Consider the following 12,329-nt stretch of genomic DNA (forward strand, 5'->3'; position numbering starts at 1 on the left):
AAAAAAATAATAATCAATGATTGAAAATAAATATATTTTTTTAATCAAAAAGTATTCAAAAATAATAGTTCTAAATATTTATGATTTGCCTAATATGTGAGTACATAATTTAATAAACAGATGCAAAGTGGTGAAAGATGAGTATTCCTCAAATTAATGTGCGTAATCAATTTCGTGGTGTGGTTAAAGAAATTATTGAAGGAAGTGTAGTTTCTGAGGTGGATGTAGAAACACCTGCGGGAGTTTTTACTTCAGTGATTACGACACGATCAGTTAAAAATCTAAATTTAGAATTAGGTAGTGAAGTCATTGTTTTAATTAAGTCTACAGAAGTTGCTTTGGCAAAACTATAGAAAGTCATATCGAAAATATAGTAAGGATTGATCTTATTATATTTTTGATTTCTATTTTAGGGGGGCTAAAATGACATCATTAAATGTTGGTTCAGTAAAAATTAATCATCTCAATAAATCGTATGGACAGTATCAAGAGCATGCCTTAACTGTATTGGATGATATTTCTTTGGAGATTAAATCGGGGGAATTTGTCAGCATCGTTGGCAGTAGTGGCTGTGGAAAATCAACTTTATTACGGTTACTCGTCGGCTTGGATGATCAATTTGAAGGTAAGATTCTAGTCGATGGACAACCGATTCAAGGTACCAGTCTAGAGCGAGGTATTGTCTTTCAAGATCATCGATTATTTCCTTGGCTGAATGTACAAGATAACATTCGGGTTGCATTGTTAAATCGTAAATTAACGGTTGCGGAACAGAATCAGTTGATTGATGAGCATATTGAGTTGGTTGGTTTGACTAAGTTTAAAGATGCTTATCCAGCACAGCTTTCAGGGGGCATGAGTCAACGTGTTGCGATTGCGAGAAGCCTGATTAATCGACCTAAAATATTGTTGCTAGACGAACCCTTTGGCGCACTAGATGCACTAACACGCGCCAATCTACAAAAGGAATTACAACGGATTTGGCAAGCCGAAAAAATTACCATGATTATCGTAACGCATGATGTGGAAGAGGCAGTTTTCCTCGGTGATCGTGTTGTGGTGATGCAACCGAATCCAGGTCGAATCAAGCGGATTGTTCCTGTTCATTTGCCACACCCACGTGTTCGTGAAGATGTCCGACTTGCTGCAATTAGAAATGATATTTTGACTGATTTTAGTCATGCAGTCGAAGATTATTTAATTATCCCTGTTGTTAACGATTTTAATCAGTTTCAGTTTGCTTGGTAATCCCAGGTAAGCTGAATTTTATAATCATAAAAATAAATAAATTAATATAAAAATATTGGTTCTTATATTTCACGGTTTGCATATATTTAACTGAATCACTATTTTTTGTGATTGGGGAATCATGAATAAAGCTCGATGCTTTGAAAAATATAATGAATGATCTATAGGAAAGAAAATGACCGTACTCACACAGCTTTCAGCCGCGATCGAAAATGCACCGCGTTGGCATGAATACAAGAAACATAGTTTAGATACCGTACAAATCACACCAATCGAAGGCGCATTGGGAGCGATTGTAACTGGTTTAGATGCCAGCAAACCACAAAGCGGGGAAGTGATTCTCAAGCTGAAAAAGGCATTACATGAACATTTAATTCTGGTTATCAAGGCGCAAGACTTGCAAGACAATGACTTACTTGCTTTTGCCAGTTACTTTGGCGGAATTTTCCGTCCACCAACAGATGTACCTGTATTGGCAACGCGCAACGATACCAATGCACCACCTGATATCGTGCCGGTATCCAATGCGGTTGGAGAAGGCGATTATACCGGTCATGGCGAACTCACCCCGCATAGTGACCATCACTGGACACCGCAGCCTTCTAGTGGATCCTTGCTTTACGCAATTGAACTTCCAAAAGATGGAGGCGCGACCAGTTGGTATAATACTGTTCAGGCCTATGAAGACCTAGATCAGGAAACCAAAGATGAGATCGAAGGGCTGCAACTGATTACGTATAATCCATTTTTACGCTTAAAGGATAAAAGCCCAATTCCAAAATATCGCTTTTCTGATCAACCGATATTAGGCGCTGCATTCCCGCATCCATTAGTTCGTACCCATTCTGAAAGTGGTCGTCGTGGTATCTATCTGGATGCGCAAACCGAAGTGGAAGTCGTAGGCTATGACGATCAAAAGGGTGCTGCATTGATCGACCGCTTAAGAGCCCATATTGTGCAACCTCAATATCGTTATGAACATCAGTGGGAAATTGGGGATATTGTCTATTGGGATAACCAACTGACCTTACATTCGCGCACAGCCTTTCCAGCCGAGCAACGTCGTTTATTGAAACGTGTTAGTTTGGCGGGTGCAAGACCATTCTAAAGTTAAACTGAGCCAGCGAAAGCTGGCTTTTAATTTCCTGCTTTTGCCAATTCTGCTTCGATATAACTAATAATCATGGTACTTAAACCTTTGACCATTTCATCAAAGCTAATTTGTGGATTGGGTAAGATCAAATGACGAGCGACATTGAAAATACTACTATTAATACTGATATAAGCTGTCACGCTAAGATTATTGACCTTTAGGTAACGAGGGTGGCGAATCATATACTTCATCAAGACTTCCATCAGTGCCATCTCAATTTGACCGATATATTTTTCATATTTGAGTTCTGTCGCATAGCGTAGGCAGATCAGATAGCGGTCATCATCGCGTGTCAGCAGATCACGGAAGGTATAGAAGATCATTTCAAATAAAGGTTCGAGTTCCTGCTCAATCATGATCGGTGTGAGTTCTTTCACCATATCCAAGACTTCTTTGACAAAAGTTCTGGCCATCGCATCATAAATTTCTTCTTTGTTCTTAAAATATTCGTACAACGAGCCAACGCTGACACCTGCAATATCAGCAATATGCCGCGTGGTGGTGCCGCTGGTACCATTGGTTGCTACTGCAATAAAGCCTGCTTCAATAATGGTATCTACTGTGACTTTAGAACGTGACTGACGTGGTTTACGAGTTGCCATAAAATCTTATTATTAAAATCCGAACATAACTTCAGATTAACATGCGGTTGAAAGCAGGGGAAGTCAGAGTAAATTAATCCGAACAAATAAAATTACATACATTTTAATATTTATATTTTATCTGTAATAAAATCTGTCTTCTTAAAGACAGATACGGATTTACATCAATAATCTTTGTTTTTAATTTTAATTATCTATTTGATATTCAATATAAAAGTTAAAATTAAGTTTTACTTATTTCTATTTTAAAAAATGAACAACGAACAACTTTTATGAAAAATCTACCTGTTAAAACGTCGAAAATTACCCGAATTGAATCCGAACATAAGATCGGTTTAAAGTAATTTCATATTAGGATCAGGTTCAAAAAAATCTCCCGAATATTTTTTCAGACTTCTCAAATGAGGAGAAGGATGAAAAGAGATGAACCCGATGCAACGCATGTCAAAGGGCAAATGACGCTCAAGTGAAGTAGGTAGGTGTAGCCATGATTAGCAGCACATTAAAGAAAGGTTTAAGTTTATTTAAATCTAACCCAATAACTGAGCAAATTGATTTTGCGAGTAAAAAAAGTATTCCAATTCGTCACTTGGCCATCGGATTTGAAGGGAAACAAGTTGATCTCTCATTCTATATGAATAATCAATTCGCTACGATTTTCTTCGCGACCCTGTCAGTATTTTTAACTTATGGCGAAGACTTGGTGATTGAAACAGCACGTCACCACCGTGATCAATTGAAAGACCCGATCTTAAGACAGCGTGTGACTTCATTAATTGGTCAGGAAGCAATTCACTCCAAACTACATAATGAGTTTAATGATGCAATTGTTGAACTGGATTATCCAGTAAGACTCTATCGTTTCTTGGGTGAACAATTTTTTGATCACATTTTCTTGAAATTCCCTCAACCTTTGAAGCTGTCATTAATGGCTGGGATTGAGCATTTTACTGCTGTACTGGCAGAGTACATGATGGCGCATGAGCAGAATTTCTATTTCTCTGATGATGCGAAAACACGTGCATTATGGATGTGGCATATGCTTGAAGAATCAGAGCATAAAGATGTTGCCTATGATGTCTATCAAACACTGAATGGAAACTATGCCTTACGTATTTCAGGCTTCTTCTTGGCTTATTTCACTATTCTTGGATTGATCCCGTTTTCGGCAACCATGGTACCTATTTTACGTAAGCCACAAGAAATGTTGACTTCGAAATTCTGGAAAGATGCACGACGTGGTGTCAAGCTCATCTTTAGTCCGAAAGATGGTGTTTTTGGAAGTACGCAAGGCCGTATTTTTGATTATTTACGGACTGACTTCCATCCAAATGATCATGATGCAACAGCTTATTTTGAATATTACGAAAAGAAACTTTTATCCGAGGGTGGTGCATTGCATCCATTCTTTGTGAAGGAATTTACACCAAAGGTACAAGCTGCTTAATGCTGAATTAAGTATGCACAGTATGCATGCCATTGCGCGCTGAATTGGCAAAAAAGCTCAGCGTGCGATGAGCAGTTTGGTTCTTGTTGCCTATATTGTCGTCATGCACTATGCAACCAAGCAATCTTATCCAGTCGCTGTATGTAGAGATATACAAATTGGCTAAGCCTTTTAAGTTGTAATGCAGTTTTAGGGGATCAAGATATGGTCGCTCAAGTTCTTCGAAATGTCTTCTCAGACAAACTCAGTACCAAATATCAGGGCATTATTCAAAATCTTGCGAATAAGTCACCGATTCCAATTCGCCATTTTGATTTCAAATTCAACCCAGCAGAATTGGATGAAAGATTCTTTTTAAATAAAGAGCTTGCAACCTCTTATTTTCATGCTTTATCCATCTTTCTCACTTTTGGTGAAGATGTAGTAATTGATACTGCACGTCATCATCGTGACTTTATTGAAGATCCGATTTTAAAACAACGACTCACATCTCTGATTGGACAAGAAGCGATTCATTCAAAAATCCACAATCAGTTTAATGATGAAGTCTTGAAAGAAAATGGTTATCCAGTTGAGTTGCTGCGTGCTATTGCAGGGAAAGTTTTCGAATATGGCATCTATAAACTTCCACAATCGTTACAGCTTTCATTGATGGCAGGCATTGAACATTATACCGCTGTACTTGCCGAATTCATGATGCAGCACGAAGAATACCTGTTGGGTTCTCAAGATGAAAGACAGCGTGCCATGTGGATGTGGCACATGTTGGAAGAGTCTGAGCATAAAGATATTGCGTACGATGTCTTTCTTGAGCTATCCGGTAATTATTGGCTCAGAATTACAGGTTTCTTGTTGGCAAGCTTAACCATCCTAGGTGGTGTGTCATTGGGTGGTTATCTAATGCCGTTTGTCCGTAAGCCAAGTAACCTGATTAATCCTCGTTATATGAAAGATATTGTGGAAAGCACAGCTTTACTGTTCGGTAGCGAGCGTGGCGTATTTGGAAGTAGCTTTATGCACATTCTTGAATATTTACGTCCAAGTTTTCATCCCAATGACCATGATACCACCGCGTATATGGCGTATTACAAAGAACGTTTATTAAACCCTGAAACTGGTTTATTAAGCCCTTATTTCCTTAAAGAGTTTGTACCACCTGTACGTGCAGCGACTGCATAACTTGGTCCATATCCATACGAAAAGATTGGAAAACAAAGATGAAATTATTCGGGAAGAAAACTAAGCCAAGCCAAAAAGCATTTGCTGTGGTGACTGGTGCAGGAAGTGGGATTGGTCGTAGTTTTGCACTTGAACTGGCAAAACGTGGCGGCACAGTGGTGTGTTCGGACATTAACCTTGATGCAGCAAAAGAAACAGTCAGTTTAGTTGAGGCCCTTGGAGCCAAAGCCTTTGCTGTGCAATGTGATGTGGCCAAAGAAGAGCAAGTCAATCAGTTGGCTGAGCAGGCCCAACAATTGATGCAGAATCCAGTCACATTAGTGATTAATAATGCAGGGATTGGTCTAGGAGGCAAGTTTGATGAAATGTCTTCTGAAGATTGGCATTGGTGCATGAATATTAATTTATGGGGTGTGATCCACGGCTGCCGTGCTTTTGTACCGAAGTTTAAACAACTTGGACATGGTGCAATTATTAATGTGGCTTCCGCTGCATCTTATACTGCCGCACCAGAAATGACCGTCTATAACGTCTCTAAAGCAGGTGTTCGTGCCTTGTCAGAAACACTTTCGGCTGAACTGCGAAAATCGAATATCAAGGTCAATGTGCTTTGTCCAACCTTAGTACCGACCAATATCATTAAAAATGGCAAAGTCCCGCATAAAGGGCTTTTAGATTATGCCTTAACTAATTTGGCTTTTACCACCAGTGACAAGGTGGCCAAACTGACCTTGGATCGTTTGGATAAAGGTGAGCTTTATACCATTCCACAAATCGATGCCAAGTTGTTTTGGTTAATGAAACGTACTGCACCGAATTTGTATGCAAAATTCTTAGGCACATCGTACCGATTTATGAAGTAATTGCCTCGGATAAAAGATTTTAAATACTGAGATAAGACGAAACTCGGTTAGCGACAGGCTTATTTCAGTTGTATGAATAAAGGATATTTTTAAATGACAGCTCAAGCAAAAAAATTAAACTCAGCTGAAGGAAAGGCTTTACCACAACACATCTATGATAGTTTTATCGTAGGCGCGGGGATTTCGGGTATCGCAACTGCAATTCGTCTTGATCAAGTAGGTTATAGCAACTACAAGATCATTGAGAAAGCGGCACGCGTAGGGGGAACTTGGCGCGAAAATACCTACCCAGGTTGTGGCTGTGATGTACCATCGGCGTTGTATTCATATTCATTTGCGCCAAGCGCAAAATGGAGTCATTTGTTTGCTCGTCAGCCAGAGATTCTGAGCTATTTAGAAGAAGTGAGCGAAAACTTTAATGTCAGCTCAAAAATTGAATTTGGTACAGAGCTATTGAATGCAGCATGGGATAAAGAGCGTAATCTATGGGTGATTGATACCAATAAAGGTCAAAACTTATCCAGAACTGTGGTTTTTGCAACGGGTCCAATTACCGAGGCGCAAATTCCAAAACTTGAAGGGTTGGAAACCTTTAAAGGTGAAATGTTCCATTCTGCGAAATGGAACCATGATTACGATCTAACTGGCAAGCGTATTGCTGTGATTGGAACAGGAGCTTCTGCGATTCAGTTTGTTCCTCAGATTCAGCCTTTGGCGAAAGAATTGTATGTCTATCAACGTACAGCTCCTTGGGTGGTACCAAAGCCCGACACTGATTTAGGTGATGTTAGTAAAGCCTTGATTGAAAAATTCCCATTGATTCAAAAGACATGGCGTCAAACGGTTGCTCAGTCTTTAAATGCGATCAATTTTGGTTTACGTAACCCAGCAGTACTCAAGCCTGTTGGAGAGTTGGCGAAATTGATTTTACGTTTCCAAATTGAAGATCCTGAATTACGTAAAAACGTAACTCCGAACTTTACTATTGGTTGTAAACGTCTTTTATTCGCTAACAACTACTATCCAGCCTTACAGCAGCCGAATACCAAACTGATTCCACATGGATTGGTGAAAGTAGAAGGTAATACTGTGGTGTCTGCGAATGGTGAACGTCATGAAGTCGATGTGATTATTTGGGGAACAGGCTTCGAAGTATCGCATCCACCGATTGGTAAACGTGTCTCAAATGAGAAAGGTGAATGTCTGAATGATCTTTGGAAAAGTAGTTCACCAGAAGCTTATTTGGGTACCAGCATTGAAAATGTCCCGAATGCTTTCTTGGTTTTAGGACCAAATGTCTTGGTGTATGACTCCTTCATTGGTTTGGCTGAAGCACAGCTCGATTATATTGTGGATGGTCTACTCAAAATTAGAGACAAAGGCATCGCCAAGCTGAACATCAAGCCTGAAGTGATCAAGCATCATAATGAGCTCGTGCAAAAACATCTTAAAACTACCGTGTTTAATGCCGGTGGATGTAAGAGTTACTACTTAGATGCCAATGGCCGTAACTTTGCTGCATGGCCGTGGTCATTGAAAAAGTTAAAGCAACGTTTGAAACGTATGGACTTAAATGATTATCAAGTGACGTATCAAACTGAAAAAACTAAATAATTTTTAATTTGGTCATTAATAAGCAGTAAATTTTGTCTAGCGATGGAATTTGCTGCTTATTTTTTGCAAGATAGTAATAAAAATGGGGAATCAAAATGAAAGAAGGACAATCGAGTCGTACGGCTGAAGCAGCTGCAGCATTACGTGCCAATCATTTTCAAAATGCTGAAAATCCAGTCTTTTCCGACCCTTTTGCTTTTGAGTTAACCAGTACGGGCTGGAAGAAACTGTTAACCACTTCGTTAACTGTGAAAGTGATGAATTCATCGGTGTTTAACCGTACTTTTGGCTTATTGACTGGACAGGTGGTTGGGCGTTCACGCTACGCCGAAGATCAGCTCCAGGCAGCGATTGAGCGGGGCGTAGTACAATATGTATTGGTCGGGGCGGGATTAGATTCATTTACCCTGCGACAATCACAGCAGTATCCACAGCTGAAGATTTATGAAGTGGATCATCCAGATACCCAAGCAGCAAAACAACGTAAACTACGCCAATATGGCCCGCTTCCAGCGAATGTTGAATTTGTTGCGATTGATTTTGAAAAAGAATCGATCGCAGATGCTCTAGCTCGAAGTTCTTTTCAGCAAGATCAGGTGGCTTTTTTTTCATGGTTGGGGACAACCCATTATCTAGAACCAGCAACGACCTTAAATACTTTGGCAAGTATTGCACAGATTGCCACACAGGGGAGCGAGGTGGTCTTGGACTACTCGGTTGACTATCGTGAGTTGGAGGGCATAGAGCGTTTAGGCACCTTGTTTGTGTCGCAATTTACTCGGTTTTTAAAAGAACCCTTAAAAGGGCAATTTAGACCAAAGACACTGCATCAGGCAGTAGAACAAATGGGGTATATCGTTACTGAGGATTTATCAGGTGATGGTTTAAGTGAGCGTTATTTTCATGCTCGACCTGATCATATCCGTCATACCATCGCAACGCATATGTTGCACTTGCGATTAATGTGAGCTTGATTCAGTAATAAATGAGTTGATACGAAAAACCCCTTAAATCCGAACTTAAGAATTTAAGGGGCTGTTGATTAACGGCGTTGGTTATAAACAGCCAAAGCAGCTGGTAAGTTTTTACGCATATCACCAATACGTTGAGTATTTGATGGGTGAGTTGATAAGAATGAACCACCACCAGCGCCATCTAAACGATTCATTTTTTCCCATAGACTGATTGCTGCATTCGGGTTATAGCCTGCTTTCGCCATGAGCATTAAACCACCATAATCGGCACGGCTCTCTAAATTACGTGAGTATGGTAAGCCGATCCCCACTTGACTGCCTAAATCGATTGCTGCGCTGCCTAGATCACCTATGCTGCTACCTGCATACGATTTACCAATGCCAATCGCAAGATTTGTTAAAGCTTGAGCACCAATTTTACTTTTGGCATGTTCTTCGAGCGCATGGGTCATTTCATGGCCCATTACCGCAGCAATTTCATCATTGGTTAAATTAAGCTTGTTCACAATCCCTGTATAGAAAACAACTTTACCACCTGGTGCTACATAGGCATTAACAGTATCCGATTTGAGTACTGCAAGTTGCCATTGAAAACGTTGACCAGTCTGGTTCATTTGATCAGCATACGGTTTTAAGCGATTAAATACAGTATTGATACGCTGATAAGTACTTGAACTACTATCCAGTTGGTTCTTAGCACGTGCTTCTTGCGTCATTTTTGCGAAGCTCTGTGCAGATTGAGCATTTAAAGTTGCGCTATCTGCGCCAGCCATGTCCGCGAAAGATGCGCAGCCAGAAATTGTCATTACGGTCATGGCACAAAGGCTTAAAGCTAATTTCTTCATACTTATTCTCTCCAAATCAGTATCTTATGAATATAGTCTTGATTAGGGTGGATTATAGAAAATGTTGGCAGCAGTTAATATTCTGAATATCTCTATAATCATTGTAATTATGTAATCAGTAAGGCTTATTCTTTGTTAAAAAATGAAAGCCAGTGACGAGCACTGGCTTTGTTTAAGAGTTAATTCGATCTTAGATCAAATTAGTCTTCGTCATCGTATTCTTCTTCTGTAAAATTATTTTCTTCTAAAGAAGCATTAAAAATTAAGATTGCTTTACCATCAGTTTGAATCATACCTTGATCTTCAAGTGTCTTGAGGACACGTCCAACCATTTCGCGAGAGCAACCCACGATACGACCAATCTCTTGGCGAGTGATACGAATCTGACGACCATTTGGCAAAATCATTGCTTCAGGTAGAGCCGATAAGTCAATTAAACAACGCGCAATACGACCTGACACATCAATGAAGGCTAGATCAGTGACTTTACGTGTAGTATTTTTAAGACGACGGACCAGTTGAGCAAACACAGCGTAACTTAGATCTGGGTATTGTTTACTTAACTCGTGGAAATTGTCGTAAGAGATTTCTGCAATTTCACAGACATCTCGTGTACGTACTTCTGCAGTACGTTGAGGGTTCTTTTCAAAAAGCCCCATTTCACCAAAAAAATCGCCTGGGTTTAGGTAGGCAACTACAATTTCACGTTCGTCATCTTCACGTAAGATAATTGACACTGAACCTTTTAATATTAAATACAGTGATTTTGATTCCGTTCCAGCGTCAACAATCGTGGTGCGTTTAGGGTATCTATTAATATGAGCACGTTTTAGCAAAGCTTTAACTGATTCAGGTAGTTGACCTGGAGATAAAGCATCAGTGCTAAGTTGTGAAAAATTTGAAGTCATGCTTAAAATTTCCGAATTTGGATAAAACCGATCGCACAGGCCCTTGGTAGAGCCTTTTCTACACAGAAGAGATGAAATTCCTTATCAACTCATTTTATGTTAGTGTACAAGAACAGAGTAAATTTATAACGTTTTTCGGGTAGTTGCAATGCAAACAAGTGTACATTGGTTAGAGAATGTTGCTTTTGAGGCAAAATCAGAAAGTGGCCACACTTTGGTGATGGATGGTTCTGCTGAATATGGGGGTGAAAACCGTGGTCCACGTCCTATGGAATTGATTTTAATGGGACTTGGTGGGTGTGCTTCGTTTGATATTGTGACCATTTTAAAGAAATCTCGCCAAGATGTGACGGATGTTGTATGTCACCTCAAAGCAGAAAGAGCAGACTCCATTCCTGCGGTGTTCACTAAAATCCATTTGCATTTCGTAGTGACAGGTAAAGCCGTGAAAAGTAAGCAAGTTGAAAAAGCTGTTGAACTCTCTGCAGAAAAATATTGTTCAGCCAGTAAAATGCTTTCAGATGGCGGTGTTGAAATTACTCATGATTTTGAAATTGTTGAAGCTGCTTAAACAATAAATTATTAAGTTTTTCTAAAAAGTGATCTATTTTTATAGATCACTTTTCTTTATAAGCTTTTCTTTTTATTTTATAAATAATTGTGGGTCTACTCGCGCATTATTCAGGCTCATTCCCCAGTGTAAATGTGGTCCAGTGACTCGACCGGTTTTACCAACCAATCCCAGTGTTTCACCCTGATGAATCTGCTGTCCCTTTACGACATTAATTTTACTCAAATGACAGAACATACTGATTAAGCCTTGGCCATGATCAATCAGTACAGTATTGCCATTAAAGAAATAGTTTCCTGTTTGTACGACGACCCCATCAGCAGGCGCTACTACTTTTTGTCCAACAGGCGCAGGAATGTCTAAACCGGAGTGAGGAGCTCGTTCTTCGCCATTGAAAAAGCGTTTTCTGCCAAATGAATTACTAAATTTACCTGCCGTAGGTCGAATAAAGTTAGGAAACTGGGTCCAGTGGCTTTGGGAAAAAGAGCTATAAATATCATTTTGCTCTTTTGCTTCTTGAGCATAACGGTCGAGTTGATCTTGAGTGGGATTGACATAGTCTTGGTTTTTAACCGTTAAACGTTGTTCGGCATATTGATAAGGCTTTACTTCGATTTGAATTGGTGTGGTATTGCTTGTTAAGGTCAAGCCACCTAAGGGAGCGGAAAGTGGAATGCCAAACACGGCATAGCGTTGTGTCCCTTGTTGTGTAATCAAGACGGGTTTTTGTTCATAAAAAACTTGTGTGGTGTTTGCTGGAAGCGGGATCACAGCAACACCACCAGCACGTCTTGAGTCCTGTGGTAGTTGTGCAAAAGTAGCATGAAGTGGAAGCAGGGAAGCAACACTGAGCAAAATTGTTTTTAGAGACATGATGGGCATTTTTAATTGAAGCAAAGGGTTAAACTAAAAGGTTCACCTTAAA

At 39.7% G+C, this 12,329-nt stretch carries 13 protein-coding genes; 9 read left to right on the plus strand and 4 right to left on the minus strand.

Annotated elements, in window-relative coordinates; translation table 11 throughout:
- Nucleotides 1–137: 137 nt before the first annotated feature.
- The 3 genes from B2727_RS11000 to B2727_RS11010 all read left to right on the plus strand — a co-directional run bounded on the left by B2727_RS11000 (nucleotide 138) and on the right by B2727_RS11010 (nucleotide 2,356).
- On the plus strand, nucleotides 138–353 hold the full coding sequence (locus B2727_RS11000; protein ID WP_004654121.1) for a TOBE domain-containing protein: 216 nt from the start codon (nucleotides 138–140) through the stop codon (nucleotides 351–353).
- A 70-nt stretch (nucleotides 354–423) separates the two neighbouring features.
- Nucleotides 424–1,248, plus strand: coding sequence for an ABC transporter ATP-binding protein (locus tag B2727_RS11005; protein ID WP_033134038.1), 825 nt, complete (start codon nucleotides 424–426; stop codon nucleotides 1,246–1,248).
- 175 nt (nucleotides 1,249–1,423) lie between these two features.
- Nucleotides 1,424–2,356, plus strand: a complete 933-nt coding sequence (locus B2727_RS11010) for a TauD/TfdA dioxygenase family protein (RefSeq protein ID WP_033134037.1) — start codon at nucleotides 1,424–1,426, stop codon at nucleotides 2,354–2,356.
- 29 nt (nucleotides 2,357–2,385) lie between these two features.
- On the opposite strand, the gene B2727_RS11015 is transcribed toward B2727_RS11010, so the two are convergent.
- Nucleotides 2,386–3,003 (minus strand): TetR/AcrR family transcriptional regulator, encoded by a 618-nt coding sequence (locus B2727_RS11015; RefSeq protein WP_004806319.1) that lies wholly within the window; start codon nucleotides 3,001–3,003, stop codon nucleotides 2,386–2,388.
- Nucleotides 3,004–3,490: 487 nt separating this feature from the next.
- Here B2727_RS11015 and B2727_RS11020 point away from each other — a divergent pair, with 487 nt between their 5' ends.
- From B2727_RS11020 to B2727_RS11040, 5 genes are all read left to right on the plus strand, one after another.
- Nucleotides 3,491–4,450 carry a metal-dependent hydrolase gene (locus B2727_RS11020; RefSeq protein ID WP_005187540.1) on the plus strand — a complete coding sequence of 320 codons (960 nt, stop codon included), beginning with the start codon at nucleotides 3,491–3,493 and terminating at the stop codon, nucleotides 4,448–4,450.
- A 204-nt stretch (nucleotides 4,451–4,654) separates the two neighbouring features.
- On the plus strand, nucleotides 4,655–5,629 hold the full coding sequence (locus B2727_RS11025) for a metal-dependent hydrolase (protein WP_004806323.1): 975 nt from the start codon (nucleotides 4,655–4,657) through the stop codon (nucleotides 5,627–5,629).
- A 38-nt stretch (nucleotides 5,630–5,667) separates the two neighbouring features.
- On the plus strand, nucleotides 5,668–6,492 hold the full coding sequence (locus B2727_RS11030; RefSeq protein WP_004806324.1) for an SDR family NAD(P)-dependent oxidoreductase: 825 nt from the start codon (nucleotides 5,668–5,670) through the stop codon (nucleotides 6,490–6,492).
- Nucleotides 6,493–6,585: 93 nt separating this feature from the next.
- On the plus strand, nucleotides 6,586–8,106 hold the full coding sequence (locus B2727_RS11035; RefSeq protein WP_033134036.1) for a flavin-containing monooxygenase: 1,521 nt from the start codon (nucleotides 6,586–6,588) through the stop codon (nucleotides 8,104–8,106).
- 95 nt (nucleotides 8,107–8,201) lie between these two features.
- Nucleotides 8,202–9,074 (plus strand): class I SAM-dependent methyltransferase, encoded by an 873-nt coding sequence (locus B2727_RS11040; protein ID WP_033134035.1) that lies wholly within the window; start codon nucleotides 8,202–8,204, stop codon nucleotides 9,072–9,074.
- 74 nt (nucleotides 9,075–9,148) lie between these two features.
- Here the strand turns inward: B2727_RS11040 and B2727_RS11045 are convergent, their stop codons facing one another.
- A complete protein-coding gene (locus B2727_RS11045; RefSeq protein WP_004806331.1) occupies nucleotides 9,149–9,925 on the minus strand; it encodes a M48 family metallopeptidase in 777 nt (258 codons plus the stop codon).
- A 200-nt stretch (nucleotides 9,926–10,125) separates the two neighbouring features.
- Nucleotides 10,126–10,833, minus strand: a complete 708-nt coding sequence (gene crp / locus B2727_RS11050) for a cAMP-activated global transcriptional regulator CRP (RefSeq protein WP_033134034.1) — start codon at nucleotides 10,831–10,833, stop codon at nucleotides 10,126–10,128.
- Between the two features lie 148 nt (nucleotides 10,834–10,981).
- Between crp and B2727_RS11055 the strand changes: the two genes are divergently transcribed.
- A complete protein-coding gene (locus B2727_RS11055) occupies nucleotides 10,982–11,404 on the plus strand; it encodes an OsmC family protein (protein WP_005313099.1) in 423 nt (140 codons plus the stop codon).
- 72 nt (nucleotides 11,405–11,476) lie between these two features.
- Here the strand turns inward: B2727_RS11055 and B2727_RS11060 are convergent, their stop codons facing one another.
- Nucleotides 11,477–12,277 carry a M23 family metallopeptidase gene (locus tag B2727_RS11060; protein WP_033134068.1) on the minus strand — a complete coding sequence of 267 codons (801 nt, stop codon included), beginning with the start codon at nucleotides 12,275–12,277 and terminating at the stop codon, nucleotides 11,477–11,479.
- Nucleotides 12,278–12,329 lie beyond the last annotated feature (52 nt).

Origin of the sequence: Acinetobacter sp. UBA991, from assembly GCF_002292065.1 — a bacterium.
GTDB classification, from domain to species: Bacteria; Pseudomonadota; Gammaproteobacteria; order Pseudomonadales; family Moraxellaceae; genus Acinetobacter; species Acinetobacter higginsii.